A 15424-nucleotide genomic window follows, 5' to 3' on the forward strand; every position below is an offset into this window, starting at 1 on the left:
AACCGCCCGGTGCGGACCCGCATGCCGGGTGGTGTGGCAGGGGTACGGCCTCATGGCCGTCCCCTATGCCGATTCCGGCGCGCCTATTCCCAGAAGCTGCGGATCGCGACGGCCACGATCACCGGCACCGAGAACACCAGCGGAATCGCGAAATACTGCGCTTCGCGATCGACGATCCAGCTATAGATCACCCACGCCGCGCCGATCGCGAACGTGATGAGGCCGACCGTCACGGCGGCGATGTTCAGGGCCAGCTTCGATGGCTGGCGGCGCGTTTTGGTGGTGTCGTCGTTATCGCGCGGGGACGATTTCATCGGAAGAGTGCGGCCTCGGGCCGGAACGGGAGTAAAGACACAGGAAACCCCATCCGTACCGATCGCGCAAGGGCCGGCGCATGCCGGCCCGGTATCGTTCGTCAGCGCGCGTTACAACCCGAACGACACGGCCAGTTCGTCGAGCAGTTCGCGCTGGAACGCGACGAACCGCTCGCCCGGCTGCTGCGCGATCGCCAGGTCGAGCATCGGATCGGCGACCTCGGTGCGCACGCCGGCCAGTTCCTCGACGATCGCCAGCCCGCAGAACGGGACGTACGCCTCCGAATAGCCGCCTTCGTGAACGATCACGAGCCGCCCGCCGCAATAGCGTTGCGAGGCGTCCTTCACCGCGCGGGTCATGAACCGGTAACTGTCGGTATGCAACTGCATGCGCGCGAGCGGATCGACCGCGCTCGCATCGAGGCCGCTCGCGATGACGATCAGCTCGGGGCGGAAACGCGCCAGCGCCGGCAGCACGATTCGCTCGAATGCATACCGGTAGGCATCGTCGCCGCTGCCCGCGAGCAGCGGCACGTTCAGGTTCGCGCCGACGCCCGCGCCTTCGCCGCGATCGCCCGCGCCGCTATAGCCGGGCGGGAAGCAGCGGTCCTGGTGCAGCGAGATCGTCAGCGTATCCGGATCGTCGTAGTAGATCGACTGTGTGCCGTTGCCGTGATGCACGTCCCAGTCGATCACCGCGACGCGCTCGATGCCGTGCTTCGCACGGGCAGCCTCGATCGCGATCGGGATGTTCGCGAGCATGCAGAAGCCCATCGGACGGTCGCGCAGGCAATGATGGCCGGGCGGCCGCGACAGCGAGAACGCATTCGCCGCGTGCTCGCCGACGACCGCATCGACCGCCGCGATCGCGAGACCGGCCGACAGCGCGGCGATCTCGTAGCTGCCCTTGCCGAATGGCGCGAGATCGCCGAGGTCGCCGCCGTTCGCGTCGCTCAGCGCGCGGAATGCGTCGAGATAGTGTGCCGGATGAATGCGCAGCAGGTCGGCGGTGGTCGCGGGCTCGGCGCCGCGCAGGTCGAGCTGTGCGGCCAGGCCCGACGCCTGCACGAGCGACAGGAAGCGGCGCTTCGAATCGGGCGATTCCGCGTAGCCCGCGCTCGACGGTGGCTGGACCCAGCCGCCGACCGGAAAGAACAGCGCGTGCGTGCCGCCGGTATGCCAGAAAGTGCGTTCGTCGGTGAAGAAGGCAGTGCGATTCATGGATGCGTGACCTGTCACGGTTGGGAGGAAGCGGAGGGGCGCGCGCGGCGATCGATGTGGCGCAGCGCGGTGAACGACATGATCGCGACGGCCGTCGCGGCCGCGAACAGCGCGCGCATCGTGCCGCCGGCGTCGAGCATCAGGCCGGCCAGCAGCGGGCCGGCGGCGAGCCCCGCGCCGATCACGAAATTGAGTGTCGCGACGAGGCGGCCCGACGTGTCGATCTGCGCGACCGTCGCGAGAATGAACGGCAGCACGAAGGTCCACGCGAACTTGAACGCGAAGATCGCCGCGCCGTAGCCGCCGGTGTCACGCATCGCAGCGAGCGCGACGAGCGACGCCGCGAGCAGCGCATAGCCGGTCGCCAGCATCGCGCGCCGCGCGAGCCGGCCGCCCGCGCACGACGCGAGCGCCGCGCCGGCGATCCCCATCACGCTCGCGATCGCGAGCACGTTGCCGGTCGACTGCGGATCGAGCCCGGCCTCGGCCGCCGCACGGCTCGCGAACGTCCACACGCTGCCGATCGCGAGATAGAACGTCAGCACCGCGCCGATGGCGAGTACGACGAAGCGTCGCGGCGTCGGCGGCGCGTCGCCGCGCGCCGCGTACGCGGACGCCCGCGTGCCGAGCGACGTCGGAAAGCCGCGCGACAGCGGCGCCGCGAGCAGCGCGAGCACGGCGAGCGCGACGTACAGCGCGCGTAGCCCGAACGCGGCGAACACGTGCGGCAGCACGAACAGGCCGATCGCGCCCGCGATCAACTGGCCAACGACCCACAGGCCGTACACGCGGTCGCTGTTCGTGCTCGTCGCCGCGCTCGTCATGCAGAGCACCATCAGCGAGCCGCCGCCGAGGGCGGTGACGGCGCGCAGCGCGAGCAGCGCGGCAAACCCCGGCATCCACAGCGCAGTCAGCAGGTTGCCCGCGCCGAACAGTGCGATGGCGAACGCCGCGACGCGACGCGCGTCGACACGTCCGAGCCACAGGTACGACGGCACGGTCGCGAGGCTGAACGCGCCGAGTTCGACGAAGAAGTAGGTGCCGATCTGCGACGCGGACAAGCCGAGCTGCGTGGCGAGCTGACCGGCGACGGCGGGCGCCACGAGCAGCAACAGCGGCGTGATGGCCGCGAACACGACGAGCGCGACGAGCGTCGAGCGCGCGAACGTCGCCGCATGGCCGTCGCGCGAGAGGGCGACATCCGGGGGCAGGGTCTTCATGACAGGATCTCGTTGGGGGAATCAGAACAGGTGGTACATACCGACCATCGCGCCGAACTGCGACGCGCCGGCAAGCGACGTCGGGTCGTATTCGTAGACGGTCTGCGAGCTCTGGCCGCTGTTGCGCGCATAGCCGAGGTTCACGTATGCGACGGTGCGTTTGGACAGCGCATACGTGGTGCTCGCGATGAACAACGTCGGGTGGCCGATCGCCGGCGTGCGCGCATCGGTGTGGTAGACGCCCGCGTTCAGGCCGATCCCGTTCGACGTCAGGTAGCGCGCACCGCCCCAGACGATCGTGCGGGCCGCGTCGAGGTCGCCGGTCAGGCGTTCGACGCCCGCATACACGGTGAGCGGCAGCGTGGCGAACGCATAACGTGCGGCGAGCGTGCCGAGTTCGCGACGCCGCGCGGACGCGTCGGCCGCCGCCGATACGTCGCCGTGCGCCTGATGCAGCACCGCGCTCACCGACAGGCCGTTGCTCGCATACTGGCCGCCGAGCTCGAGCACGCGTCCGGCGCGCGTATTGCCCGCGACGCCGGAGGTCGCGGCGAGGGCTTCGACGTCGAAACCGGCGAACGTCGGCGACTGGTATTTGACCGAGTGGTCGATGAAGTTCGCGTTCATCGGCACGAGCACGCCCTGGCCGCTGTACGACCCGTACCAGAGCGGGTCGTAGAACAGTGTCTTGTCGAACAGCACGCTGAACTGGCGGCCGAGCGTGACGGTGCCGACCGGTCCCGCGATGCCGGCGTATGCTCCGCGGAAGAACGCGTAGCCGGGCACGGTCGGGGTGCCGTCGTTGACGTTGAAGCCCTGTTCGAGTTTGAACAGCGCCCGCCAGCCGCCGCCGAGATCCTCGTGGCCCTTGATCCCGAACTGCGAAGGCAGGATGCCGTAGTTCTGCAACTGCACGGCCGAACGGTGCCCGTCGGCGTGCGTCAGATATTGCACGCCGACGTCGAGCGCGCCGTACAGCATGAGGGCGGACTGCGCGTGCGCGGCGCCGCTGCATGCGGCAAGCGCCGCGGCGGCCGTGGCCGTGCGGATGAAGCGGGGTGTCGTCACGTGGGGTTCTCCATGCCTTCCTGCATCGGTTCGTCGTTGGTGTGGTCGCGACGCAGTGTCCGCAGCGGGAAAACCGTCGAACAGTCGTCCAGATGAACGGTGCGGAAAACCCGCGGTGCGCGGCGCGAACGCCGCGCGATGCCGTCGCGCGCCGTGCTGCGCAGCAGCAACGTGCGGTGTACCGTTCAAATGGATGGGATTGGCGAGCGTTTCGGCGCCGTGGCCCGCCAAAAAAGTCGCTCGCTATAATCGGCCGGTATCGTTGCGCACATCGGCGGCCCGACCGGACAGGAGAGCGGAAGGTGAGGATCACGACGGATATCGGGCAGGACCTCGACGCGCTGCGCGACGTGCCGGCCGCCATCGCGCTCGACGAATTCGCGTGGCCGCCGCTGCCGTCCCGGCGCGCCGATTTCGATGGCGTCACGCGTGGCGACGCAGCGCAGCGCGAACTCGGCCTGATGCTGCTCGACCTGTACGCGGTGGCCGCGCAGTCCGCCATCGGCGAATTCGAATACCGGTTCTTTTCGCTGCTGCAGGCGCTCGTTCCGTTCGATGCCGCGTGGACGGGCGTCGCGACCCATGTGCCGACCGGCCCGGTGATGCACAACAGCTTTTTGTACCGGTTGCCGCACGCGTTCTTCATCGACTGGAAGCGCGTGCGCGATTGCGACCCGCTCGCGCGCCGCACGCTGCGCGGCGCGCACGGCCGCGCGGTGCGGCTGTCGGTCGTCGAGCCGGGGCTCGATGCGCGGTTTCGCGACTGGTGCGTGAAGTACGGGCTCGCGCAACTGATGTTCGTATGTACGCTCGATCGCCGCTTCGGCCTGACGACGTTCGTGTCGATCTACCGGCAGGGCCTGAACCGGCCGTTCAGCGACGACGAAGCACATCGTTTCGAGGAGGTCATTCCGCATCTCGCGGCCGCATTGACGATCAACCGTGCCGCGCAGCTCACGCGCGAACGCGAGCGCGCCGACACGGTCGTGCCGGCGGCGCGTGCGCTGTGCGACAACTTCGGTGTGCTGCACCATGCCGATCACGATTTCGACGACGTGCTGCGCACCGAATGGCCGGCCTGGGCCGGTGCGCGCGTACCGGAGCCGCTTGTCGCGCATCTGCGGCGCCAGCCGGGCCGGCCGTTCGTCGGCGACGCGCTGCGCATCCAGTGCGTGCCCGTCGCGGGGCTGTTCCAGATCGAGGCGCGGCCGCGCTCGCTGCTCGACCGGCTGAGCCCGCGCGAGCTCGCGGCGATCCGCTATTACGGCGCCGGGCGTTCGCACAAGGAAGTCGCGCAGCAGATGGCGATCTCGCCGACGACCGTGCGCCACTACCTGCGCTGCGCGTACCGCAAGCTCGGCATGCACGACAAGAGCCAGATCGCCGGCGTGCTCGGCGCGACCAGCGGCGCGATCGACGACGAAGCGGTGGAGGCGGGCGGCATACCGCGCTGAGGTGCACGAACGCGTGCCGCCCGATGCACGGTACGCCGCGCAAATGGTTGTGCCCGCAACCATTGCGCGTTATGCTCGTCAGCTCCCGGGAGACGGAATTCCATCATGAACGACACGAATTCAGGGTCGGTGCGCGCGGCGGTGGTCGGGGTCGGCGCGATCGGCGGATTGCTCGCGGCCGCGTTGTCGAGAGCCGGCATGACCGTGAGCGCGTACGCACGCGGCGCGACGCTCGATGCGCTGAATGCCCACGGCGTGCGCGTGATCGACGAGGCGGGCGCAATCGCGTCGGTGCCGGTGCGCGCAAGCGACGATGCGGCCGCGCTCGGTGTGCAGGACTACGTGGTGATCGCGCTGAAGGCACAGGCGCTGCCGGCGCTGGCCGCGCGTATTGCGCCGCTGGTCGGACCGGATACGGTGATCGTCGCGGCGATGAACGGGCTGCCGTGGTGGTTCACGCACGGGCTCGAAGGGGCGATCGACGGCGTGCCGCTCGATGCGGTCGATCCGGCCGGCGCGGTGTCGGCCGCGTTGCCGCCCGCGCAGGCGATCGGCTGCGTCGTGCATCTGTCGTCGAGTACCGACGCGCCGGGCGTCGTGCGGCGCGGGCGCGGCAACCGGCTGATCGTCGGCACGCCCGATCCGCGGCTCGACAGGGCTACGGCGCGGTTCGCCGCGGCGCTCGCGGCCGGCGGTTTCGACGTCGAGACGACGCCCGCGATCCGGACCGAGATCTGGACGAAGCTGTGGGGCAACATGAACATGAACCCGCTGAGCGCGTTGACCGGGTCGACGGCCGAGCAGTTGCTCGACGATCCGTTCACGCAGGATCTCGCGCTGCGGATGATGGAGGAAGCGGCTGCGATCGGCGCGAAGCTCGGCTTGTCCGCCGGGATGAGCGGCCCCGAGCGGATCGCCGTCACGCGCAAGCTCGGCGCGTTCAAGACGTCGATGTTGCAGGATTTCGAGGCGGGGCGCTCGCTCGAGATCGGGCCGATCCTCGGCGTGTTTCCGGAACTCGGTCGCAAGCTTGGCGTGCCGACGCCGTACTGCGACGCGGTGCTCGGATTGTTGCGTCAGCGCGCGACGAACAGCGGGTTGTAGTGCGCACGAAGCCGCCGGATTCGCGGCTGTCGGCAACGCCGGCAACGCGACCGCGCGCGCTTCGCGCGATGCCGTCGCGGTGCAAAACGGGCCGTTCGGACGGATCGCCCAGACAAGCCGCCCGGATCGTGCATGACGCAACGCGGACGGCCCGTCCGATTCGTCGGATCAATGCCGCCTGCTGCGCTTCGCGAACCGGCGACGGCGGGGCCGACACGCCTTGGGACGATTCACTTCATCGCGCTTGAATTCGAAGCCGGTTACTCAGTCGTCGCGCTCGACTGCGTGCGCAACGATCTTGTCGAGCAGCCGCTCGAACGTCTGACGTTCGCTGTCGGACAGGCACGCGAGCAGGCCGTCGTTCCACTTGCGCACGATCGGCATGATCTTGCGATGCAGCGCTCGGCCGTCGGTGGTCAGCGCGATCAGCACGATCCGACCGTCTTCCTCGCTCGCGCTGCGCTCGAGCAGCCCCTGCCGCAGCAACGCTTCGGCCGCGCGGCTTGCCTGGCTCTTGTCGAGATTGGTGTGGCGCGCGAGATCCATGATCGAGAACGGGCCGAACGCGCCGACGGCGGCGATCACGCGCGCCTCGGGTAGCGAGATGTCGAGCTTGTGCCGGTACACCTCGCCGATCCCGCGGTCGGAGCGCTTCGTGAGCGCATGGAGGCGATAGGTCAGAAACTGATCGAGCCCGGCTTGGCGGCCTTTCATGTCGAATCCTGAAGAAAAAGGGCGGGCCCGATTGTTCCTGTATCGCGCGCTCGGGTCAACGGTCAGTGTGCACCGTACTTCAGGCGTGTCAACTGTTCCGCTTCGTTCGCGAGCAGGTCGGCCGCGTCGCGGATCGCGACGTCGAGCGTGATCGGCCCGGGAGCCGGCGAAAAGCAGCCGGAGAAATACTCGGACAGACGCGACAGCGCGGCCGGGTCGACCGCGCCCGACAGCAGCGATGCGCTCACGCCGGCTGCCTGCGCGTGCCGGCACGCGATGAACGGCGCCTTGCCGTGCAGCGTCTGCACGTCGGAGCGGCCTTCGCCGGTGATCAGCCAGTCGGCCCCGGCCAGGGCGGCGTCGAGCCCGACCTGGCGGGCCACCACTTCGGCGCCGGCCTCGAAGCGTGCACCGAGCATGTGCAGCGCGAAACCGAGGCCGCCGGCGGCGCCCGCGCCCGGCAGGTCGCGGCCGCGGCGGTCGAGTGCGGCTTCGAGCAGGTCGGCGAAGTGGGCGAGGGCCGTATCGAGGGTCGCGACCTGCGCCGCCGTCACGCCCTTTTGCGGACCGAACACGGCGGTGGCGCCATGCGCGCCCGTCAGCGGGTTGTCGACGTCGGACATGCCGACGAATTCCGTTTCCTTCAGGCGCGGATCGAGCCCCGACGCGTCGATGCGCGCGATGTCGGCCAACCGCGACGGCACGGGCTCGACCGGCTGGCCGCCCGCGTCGAAGCACTGCAGGCCGAGGCCCGCGAGCAGCCCGGCGCCCGCGTCGTTGGTGCTGCTGCCGCCGAGCGCGACGAAGAAGCGGCGCACGCCGTCGTCGAGCAGTGCGCGGATCGCCTCGCCCATCCCGCGCGTGCTGCGCGCGTCGACCGGCACGCTCATGCCGACCGGGTCGGTAATCCCGACGATCTCGGCCGTCTCGACGATCGCGGTGCGCGCATCGATCACGCCCACCGCCGCGTCGCGCGCCGCCAGCGACGCGCCGGCCACCTGCAGCGTGCGCCGCGTGCCGCCGCCCGCCAGCATCGCGTCGAGCGTGCCTTCGCCGCCGTCGGCCATCGGGCAGCAGCGCACGACCGCGTCGGGCCGGGCGCGGCGAATGCCGGTGGCGATCGCGTTCGCGACCTGCTCGGCGGAAAGCGAGCCTTTGAACGAATCGGGCGCGATGACGACGACAGGCGCGGACGGGTGTTGCGGCATGGTGTCTCCGGAAGGCGTGTTTGGTATGAAGAATGAACGGGTGGGCCGCGAAGGTGGCTCACACGCTATCGGAGCTTACAGGATGGTGGGCCCGGGGTGGATACGCCGTTCGGCATAGCGACGATCCGCGTGCATGGTCGTGCAGCGGGCCGTCGATGGGGCGGGACGCACACGTGTCGCGCCGATCTGGCGGTATGAGGAAAATTGTTTGCTAGAATAGTCGATTCTTCCGGCCAAAGCCGTGCTCCGAGCCGCTTGCGCTAGCCATTCGGCGCGTGCAGGGATGGCGTGGCGCTCCGGCGCGGCGGGTGCATGCGATGCACCCCACGCCGCAGGCAGGCACGGCAAGGAAAACCCGATTCGCTCGAATAATTTTAGGACGATTGAAGCCATGGCTAACGTTGTTGAGAACCTCGGCAAGCTTGAACGCCGCGTGACGATTTCCCTGCCGAAAGACACCGTGCAGAAGGAAATCGACGCCCGTATCCAGAAACTCGCGAAGACCGTGCGCATGCCGGGTTTCCGCCCGGGCAAGGTGCCGGTGAAGATGGTCGCGCAACAATACTCGGGCCAGGTCGAGGCGGAAGTGCTGAGCGACAAGATCGGCCAGGAATTCTTCACGATCAGCCGCGCGGAAAACCTGCGTGTGGCCGGCCAGCCGAGCTTCGAGCCGAAGCAGGAGCAGGCTGAAGACGCGTACGCGTTCGACGCGACGTTCGAGGTCTACCCGGAAGTGAAGATCGGCGATCTGGCGACGGCTGAAGTCGAGCGCTCGACGACGTCGATCGGCGACGCCGAAATCGACCGCACGCTGGACATCCTGCGCAAGCAACGCGTGCACTACCACGCACGCGGCGAAGCCGGCGAGCATGGCGACGGCGGCGCGGACACCGCGGCGAAGAACGGCGACCGCGTGACGGTCGACTTCGTCGGCAAGATCGACGACGTCGCGTTCCAGGGCGGCACGGCCGAAGATTTCCCGTTCGTGCTCGGCGAAGGCCGCATGCTGCCGGAATTCGAAACGGCAGCGCTGGGCCTGAAGGTCGGCGAACAGCGTACGTTCGACCTCAAGTTCCCGGATGACTACCACGGCAAGGACGTCGCCGGCAAAACGGCGCAGTTCACGGTCACGATGAAGAAGATCGAGTGGCCGCACCTTCCGGAAATCGACGCCGAATTCGCGAAGTCGCTCGGCATCGAAGACGGCGACCTCACGAAGATGCGCGCCGAGATCAAGGAAAACCTCGAGCGCGAAGCGAAGCGCCGCACGCAGTCGATCGTCAAGAACCAGGTGATGGACGCGCTGCTGAAGATTTCGGAGCTGGACGTGCCGAAGGCGCTGATCGAGCAGGATCAGCAACGTCTCGTCGAAATGGCTCGCCAGGATCTGGCGCAGCGCGGCGTGCCGAACGCGAAGGACGCGCCGATTCCGGCCGAGATGTTCGCCGAGCAGGCCGAGCGTCGCGTGAAGCTGGGCCTCGTGCTGGCAGAACTCGTGAAGGCGAACGGCCTCGAAGCGAAGCCGGAACAGATCCGCGCGGAAGTCGACGAGTTCGCGAAGAGCTACGAAGACCCGAAGGAAGTGGTCCGCTGGTATTATTCCAACCAGCAGCGCCTCGCCGAGATGGAAGCGTTCGTCGTTGAAAGCAACGTCGTCGACTTCGTGCTGGGCAAGGCAAAGGTGACGGACAAGGAAGTGAGCTTCGAGGCACTCGCGAGCGCATCGGCGCAAGCGTAAGTGTCGCTCTAGCGGCGTGCCGGCTGTCGGAGCGACGGCCCGCACGCCGTTTTTACGTCAAGCGCACGGTTGCCATTAATATGGCGATTGAGCGGGCGGCTTCCTTCCGTTCAATTTTCCATTCGAACAAGGTTCATTGAATGATCACTCGCGCTGAATTGCTGGACATGCTTGCTTCGAACGCGCCGCAGGGTTTCGAGGCGCAAGCGCTGGGGCTGGTGCCGATCGTCGTCGAAACGAGCGGCCGCGGCGAGCGTTCGTACGATATCTATTCGCGTCTCCTGAAGGAGCGCCTGGTGTTCATGGTCGGCGAAGTGAACGACCAGACCGCCAACCTCGTGGTTGCGCAATTGCTGTTCCTCGAGAGCGAGAATCCCGACAAGGACATCAGCCTCTACATCAACAGCCCGGGCGGCTCGGTGTCGGCCGGGATGGCGATCTACGACACGATGCAGTTCATCAAGCCGGACGTGTCGACCCTGTGCATGGGTCTCGCGGCCAGCATGGGTGCGTTCCTGCTCGCGTCGGGTGCGAAGGGCAAGCGCTTCGCGCTGCCGAATTCGCGCGTGATGATTCACCAGCCGCTGGGCGGCGCGCGCGGCCAGGCGTCCGACATCGAGATCCAGGCGCGCGAAATCCTCTACCTGAAGGAGCGGTTGAACAACCTGCTCGCGCAGCACACGGGCCAGGACGTCGAGCGCATCGCGCGCGACACCGACCGTGATAACTTCATGTCGAGCGAGGACGCGAAGGCGTACGGGCTGATCGATCAGGTGCTGTTGAAGCGCCCGTGAGCTTAAACGGGGTGCCGCCCCGATTCGTGCGGCGCCCCCGCAATGTCCCGAGTGCCCTGAGCATCTGCGGCAAGCGCATCCAGCCGGCTCCGGTCGCGCCCTAGGCGCGGCGTCCGGAGCAATCGGCGTATCATGTCATTTACCTGTCCGGAGGCTCTACATTCATGGCGGACAAAAAAGGTTCGAACAGCGAGAAGCTGTTGTATTGCTCGTTTTGCGGGAAAAGCCAGCATGAGGTGAAAAAACTCATCGCGGGCCCGTCGGTGTTCATCTGCGATGAATGTATCGATCTCTGCAACGAAATCATTCGCGACGAGGCGGCTGCCGCCGGCGTCGAGGCCAGCCTGTCCCGGTCGGATCTGCCGAGCCCGCAGGAAATTCGCGACATCCTCGATCAGTACGTGATCGGCCAGGAGCGCGCGAAGAAGATCCTCGCGGTGGCCGTGTACAACCACTACAAGCGCCTGAAGCATCTCGACAAGAAGGACGACGTCGAGCTGTCGAAGAGCAACATCCTGCTGATCGGCCCGACGGGCTCCGGCAAGACGCTGCTCGCACAGACGCTCGCGCGGTTGCTCAACGTGCCGTTCGTGATCGCCGATGCGACGACGCTGACCGAAGCCGGCTACGTCGGCGAGGACGTCGAGAACATCATCCAGAAGCTGTTGCAGAACTGCAACTACGAGGTCGACAAGGCCCAGCGCGGGATCGTCTACATCGACGAAATCGACAAGATCAGCCGCAAGTCGGACAACCCGTCGATCACGCGCGACGTGTCGGGCGAGGGCGTCCAGCAGGCGCTCTTGAAGCTCGTCGAGGGCACGATGGCATCGGTGCCGCCACAGGGCGGCCGCAAGCACCCGAACCAGGACTTCATCCAGGTCGACACGACCAACATCCTGTTCATCTGCGGCGGCGCGTTCGACGGTCTGGAAAAGGTGATCACCGATCGTACCGAAAAAACCGGCATCGGCTTCGGCGCGACGGTCAAGAGCAAGCAGGAGCGCGACGCGGGCGAAGTGCTGCGCGAAACGGAACCGGAAGACCTGATCAAATTCGGTCTGATCCCCGAATTGATCGGCCGCCTGCCGGTGGTCGCGACGCTCGGCAAGCTCGACGAAGCCGCGCTGATGAAGATCCTGGTCGAGCCGAAGAATGCGCTCGTCAAGCAGTATCACAAGCTGTTCGCAATGGAGCGCGTCGAGCTGGAAATCCGGCCGGGCGCGTTGCAGGCGGTCGCCCGCAAGGCGATCCGCCGCAAGACCGGCGCGCGCGGTTTGCGTTCGATCATCGAACAGGCGTTGCTCGACGTGATGTACGAGCTGCCGACGATGAAAGGGGTCAGCAAGGTCATCATCGACGAGAACGTCATCGATGGGGACGGCAAGCCCTTGCTGATCTACGAGGACACGCCGAAGGTGGCGGGTTCGAACTGACCGGCTTGCCGACGATGTTCAGCGAAAAAGGCCGTTCATGAGTCCGTGGGCGGCTTTTTTTCGTTTATCTTGTGGGTAACTCTGACTCGACACGCGGTGGTTACTTTCTTACCGAATATTTCCCGCACTTGAAGGCTTGCAATTCGTTGTGGCGGCCTCAATTACCGAACAATTGATTCCACTCATGGGGAAATGAAATGTCAGGCACCCAACTTCTCCCGCCGGAACGCATCACGCTCCCGCTGCTGCCGCTGCGGGACGTCGTCGTTTTCCCGCACATGGTCATTCCGCTCTTCGTGGGCCGGCCGAAATCGATCAAGGCCCTCGAAGCAGCGATGGAAGGCGGCAAGCACATCATGCTCGTCGCCCAGAAAACCGCGGCCAAGGACGAACCGACCGAAAAGGACATGTACGAGGTCGGTTGTATCGCCAACATCCTGCAGATGCTGAAGCTGCCGGACGGCACCGTGAAGGTGCTCGTCGAGGGCCTGCAGCGTGCGAAGGCGTTGTCCATCGAAGAACAGGAGACGCAGTTCTCCTGCGAAGTGATGCCGCTCGAGCCCGACCACGCCGACAGCGCCGAGACGGAAGCGCTGCGTCGCGCGATCGTGTCGCAGTTCGACCAGTACGTGAAGCTGAACAAGAAGATCCCGCCGGAGATTCTCACGTCGCTGTCGGGCATCGACGAAGCGGGCCGTCTCGCCGACATGATCGCCGAGCGCCTGCCGCTGAAGCTCGACCAGAAGCAGCACATTCTCGAAATGTTCCCGGTCATCGAGCGTCTCGAGCACCTGCTCGCGCAACTCGAAGCCGAGATCGACATCCTGCAGGTCGAAAAGCGCATCCGCGGGCGCGTGAAGCGCCAGATGGAAAAGAGCCAGCGCGAGTACTACCTGAACGAACAGGTCAAGGCGATCCAGAAGGAACTGGGCGAAGGCGAGGAGGGCGCGGATCTCGAGGAACTCGAGAAGCGCATCAACGCCGCGCGCATGCCGAAGGAAGCCAAGAAGAAGGCCGATGCCGAGCTGAAGAAGCTGAAGCTGATGTCGCCGATGTCGGCGGAAGCCACCGTCGTGCGCAACTACATCGACACGCTGATCGGCTTGCCGTGGCGCAAGAAGAGCAAGGTCAACAACGACCTGTCGAACGCCGAGCAGGTGCTCGACGAGGATCACTTCGGCCTCGAGAAGGTCAAGGAACGGATCCTCGAGTATCTCGCGGTGCAACAGCGCGTGGACAAGGTCAAGGCGCCGATCCTGTGCCTCGTCGGGCCTCCGGGCGTCGGCAAGACCTCGCTCGGCCAGTCGATCGCCCGTGCGACGAACCGCAAGTTCGTCCGGATGGCGCTCGGCGGCGTGCGTGACGAAGCCGAGATCCGCGGCCACCGCCGCACGTACATCGGTTCGATGCCGGGCAAGATCCTGCAAAGCCTCGCGAAGGTCGGCGTGCGCAATCCGCTCTTCCTGCTCGACGAAGTCGACAAGATGGGCATGGATTTCCGCGGCGATCCGTCGTCGGCGCTGCTCGAAGTGCTCGATCCGGAACAGAACCACACGTTCGCCGACCACTACATCGAGGTCGACTTCGACCTGTCGGACGTGATGTTCGTCGCGACGTCGAACTCGCTGAACATCCCGCCGCCGCTGCTCGACCGGATGGAAGTGATCCGTCTGTCGGGCTACACGGAAGACGAGAAGGTCAGCATTGCCCAGCGTTACCTGCTGCCGAAGCAGAAGAAGAACAACGGGCTGAAGGAAGGCGAGATCGAGGTCACCGAGCAGGCGATCCGCGACATCATCCGCTACTACACGCGCGAAGCCGGTGTGCGTTCGCTCGAGCGGGAAGTGTCGAAGATCTGCCGCAAGGTCGTGAAGATGCTGCTGCTGAAGAAGGCATCGGGCGCGATCAAGGTCGATGGCGAGAACCTCGATACGTTCCTCGGCGTGCGCAAGTACGACTTCGGCCTCGCGGCGAAGGAAAACCAGGTCGGTCAGGTGACGGGCCTCGCGTGGACGGAAGTCGGCGGCGACTTGCTGACGATCGAAGCCGCGGTGATGCCGGGCAAGGGCAACGTGATCCGTACGGGTTCGCTCGGCGACGTGATGAAGGAGTCGGTCGAGGCCGCACGTTCGGTCGTGCGCTCGCGTTCGCGTCGTCTCGGTATCAAGGACGAAGCGTTCGAGAAGCAGGACATCCATATCCACGTGCCGGAAGGCGCGACGCCGAAGGACGGTCCGTCCGCCGGCGGTGCGATGACGACCGCGCTGGTGTCGGTGCTGACGGGTATTCCCGTGCGGGCCGACGTCGCGATGACGGGCGAAATCACGTTGCGTGGCGAAGTGCTGCCGATCGGCGGGCTGAAGGAGAAACTGCTGGCGGCTCACCGCGGCGGTATCAAGCTCGTGCTGATTCCGGAAGAGAACGTGAAGGATCTCGCGGACATTCCGGACAACGTGAAGAACGCGATCGAGATCGTGCCGGTCCGCTGGATCGACAAGGTGCTGGAACTCGCGCTCGAGCGTTCGCCGACTCCGCTGCCGCCGGAAGAAGAAGCGAAGGCAGCGGCGCCGGTCGGCGAGGCGGCGAAGGACGCCGGCTCGACGGAAGTCGTCAAGCACTGAGGCTCCGAGCACCGTCGTTGCTGACGGTTGTTCACGAAACCCGCGGCGGTGTCCGCGGGTTTTTTTATATGGATCGGAATCGTGCGAACGCGTGCGTTAAAAAAATTCACGCGCAGGCTTGGCAAAATGATCGGGGATGAATTAAACTTGCGGGCTCGCTGATTGTTGATGCGCAAACGCAGATCGCAGTCGGAACGAATCGGAAACGGGTGCTTAGCTCAGCTGGTAGAGCGGCGCCCTTACAAGGCGTAGGTCGGGGGTTCGAACCCCTCAGCACCCACCAGTTTCACGATTCAGCCAGACCAAGGAGCGGTAGTTCAGTCGGTTAGAATACCGGCCTGTCACGCCGGGGGTCGCGGGTTCGAGTCCCGTCCGCTCCGCCAAACAAATGAAACAGCCCGCCTCGTGCGGGCTTTTTCATTTGTGCCTTCCGGTGCCGCCCGCGTAGATGCAATGATCGCGCAGGGAAGGAAACCGCCTGCGCGGTTTTCCGGCGGGACGCGAAGCGATGCGCACGCACGTGCGGCCTGCG

Annotated in this window: 13 protein-coding genes and 2 tRNA genes; 8 read left to right on the forward strand and 7 right to left on the reverse strand. The window is 66.3% G+C overall.

The features are described 5' to 3' along the window. Positions 1-83: 83 nt before the first annotated feature. From WT97_RS05795 to WT97_RS34495, 5 genes are all read right to left on the reverse strand, one after another. Positions 84-314, reverse strand: a complete 231-nt coding sequence (locus WT97_RS05795) for a hypothetical protein (protein ID WP_060353120.1) — start codon at positions 312-314, stop codon at positions 84-86. Positions 315-425: 111 nt separating this feature from the next. Then, a complete protein-coding gene (locus WT97_RS05800; protein ID WP_060353121.1) occupies positions 426-1535 on the reverse strand; it encodes a class II histone deacetylase in 1110 nt (369 codons plus the stop codon). Positions 1536-1549: 14 nt separating this feature from the next. Then, a complete protein-coding gene (locus tag WT97_RS05805) occupies positions 1550-2755 on the reverse strand; it encodes an MFS transporter (RefSeq protein ID WP_060353122.1) in 1206 nt (401 codons plus the stop codon). Positions 2756-2776: 21 nt separating this feature from the next. Beyond that, complete coding sequence (locus WT97_RS05810) at positions 2777-3823, reverse strand: porin (RefSeq protein ID WP_060353123.1); 1047 nt, start codon at positions 3821-3823, stop codon at positions 2777-2779. Then, positions 3820-3993 (reverse strand): hypothetical protein, encoded by a 174-nt coding sequence (locus WT97_RS34495; protein WP_179949340.1) that lies wholly within the window; start codon positions 3991-3993, stop codon positions 3820-3822. The genes WT97_RS05810 and WT97_RS34495 overlap by 4 nt, the downstream gene beginning before the upstream one ends. Before the next feature lie 132 nt (positions 3994-4125). Between WT97_RS34495 and WT97_RS05815 the strand changes: the two genes are divergently transcribed. Next, positions 4126-5277, forward strand: a complete 1152-nt coding sequence (locus WT97_RS05815) for a helix-turn-helix transcriptional regulator (protein ID WP_060353124.1) — start codon at positions 4126-4128, stop codon at positions 5275-5277. 105 nt (positions 5278-5382) lie between these two features. Then, a complete protein-coding gene (locus tag WT97_RS05820) occupies positions 5383-6381 on the forward strand; it encodes a 2-dehydropantoate 2-reductase (RefSeq protein WP_060033824.1) in 999 nt (332 codons plus the stop codon). Positions 6382-6645: 264 nt separating this feature from the next. Here the strand turns inward: WT97_RS05820 and WT97_RS05825 are convergent, their stop codons facing one another. Then, positions 6646-7095 carry a MarR family winged helix-turn-helix transcriptional regulator gene (locus tag WT97_RS05825; protein ID WP_059506008.1) on the reverse strand — a complete coding sequence of 150 codons (450 nt, stop codon included), beginning with the start codon at positions 7093-7095 and terminating at the stop codon, positions 6646-6648. A 62-nt stretch (positions 7096-7157) separates the two neighbouring features. Continuing rightward, positions 7158-8303, reverse strand: coding sequence for a glycerate kinase (locus WT97_RS05830; RefSeq protein WP_060353125.1), 1146 nt, complete (start codon positions 8301-8303; stop codon positions 7158-7160). A gap of 391 nt (positions 8304-8694) precedes the next feature. Here WT97_RS05830 and tig point away from each other — a divergent pair, with 391 nt between their 5' ends. From tig to WT97_RS05860, 6 genes are all read left to right on the forward strand, one after another. Further along, complete coding sequence (tig, locus tag WT97_RS05835) at positions 8695-10041, forward strand: trigger factor (RefSeq protein ID WP_059790645.1); 1347 nt, start codon at positions 8695-8697, stop codon at positions 10039-10041. 140 nt (positions 10042-10181) lie between these two features. After that, the gene (clpP, locus tag WT97_RS05840) at positions 10182-10835 is read left to right on the forward strand and encodes an ATP-dependent Clp endopeptidase proteolytic subunit ClpP (protein ID WP_006496351.1); all 654 of its coding nucleotides are present in this window, start codon (positions 10182-10184) and stop codon (positions 10833-10835) included. 164 nt (positions 10836-10999) lie between these two features. Next, the gene (gene clpX / locus WT97_RS05845; protein ID WP_006489345.1) at positions 11000-12271 is read left to right on the forward strand and encodes an ATP-dependent Clp protease ATP-binding subunit ClpX; all 1272 of its coding nucleotides are present in this window, start codon (positions 11000-11002) and stop codon (positions 12269-12271) included. 197 nt (positions 12272-12468) lie between these two features. Then, positions 12469-14892, forward strand: a complete 2424-nt coding sequence (lon, locus tag WT97_RS05850) for an endopeptidase La (RefSeq protein WP_050013282.1) — start codon at positions 12469-12471, stop codon at positions 14890-14892. 207 nt (positions 14893-15099) lie between these two features. Then, positions 15100-15175: transfer RNA gene (locus WT97_RS05855), tRNA-Val, on the forward strand. A 23-nt stretch (positions 15176-15198) separates the two neighbouring features. Next, positions 15199-15275: transfer RNA gene (locus WT97_RS05860), tRNA-Asp, on the forward strand. The last annotated feature ends 149 nt before the right edge of the window (positions 15276-15424 follow it).

The organism is Burkholderia sp. MSMB1459WGS (assembly GCF_001534535.1).
In the GTDB taxonomy this organism is placed as follows: domain Bacteria; phylum Pseudomonadota; class Gammaproteobacteria; order Burkholderiales; family Burkholderiaceae; genus Burkholderia.

Bases quoted from the DNA above. Each gene is read 5' to 3' on its own strand.
- WT97_RS05795 (WP_060353120.1), bottom strand. From the start codon at position 314: ATGAAATCGTCCCCGCGCGATAACGACGACACCACCAAAACGCGCCGC.
- WT97_RS05800 (WP_060353121.1), bottom strand. From the start codon at position 1,535: ATGAATCGCACTGCCTTCTTCACCGACGAACGCACTTTCTGGCATACC.
- WT97_RS05805 (WP_060353122.1), bottom strand. From the start codon at position 2,755: ATGAAGACCCTGCCCCCGGATGTCGCCCTCTCGCGCGACGGCCATGCG.
- WT97_RS05820 (WP_060033824.1), top strand. From the start codon at position 5,383: ATGAACGACACGAATTCAGGGTCGGTGCGCGCGGCGGTGGTCGGGGTC.
- WT97_RS05825 (WP_059506008.1), bottom strand. From the start codon at position 7,095: ATGAAAGGCCGCCAAGCCGGGCTCGATCAGTTTCTGACCTATCGCCTC.
- WT97_RS05830 (WP_060353125.1), bottom strand. From the start codon at position 8,303: ATGCCGCAACACCCGTCCGCGCCTGTCGTCGTCATCGCGCCCGATTCG.
- tig (WP_059790645.1), top strand. From the start codon at position 8,695: ATGGCTAACGTTGTTGAGAACCTCGGCAAGCTTGAACGCCGCGTGACG.
- clpP (WP_006496351.1), top strand. From the start codon at position 10,182: ATGATCACTCGCGCTGAATTGCTGGACATGCTTGCTTCGAACGCGCCG.
- clpX (WP_006489345.1), top strand. From the start codon at position 11,000: ATGGCGGACAAAAAAGGTTCGAACAGCGAGAAGCTGTTGTATTGCTCG.
- lon (WP_050013282.1), top strand. From the start codon at position 12,469: ATGTCAGGCACCCAACTTCTCCCGCCGGAACGCATCACGCTCCCGCTG.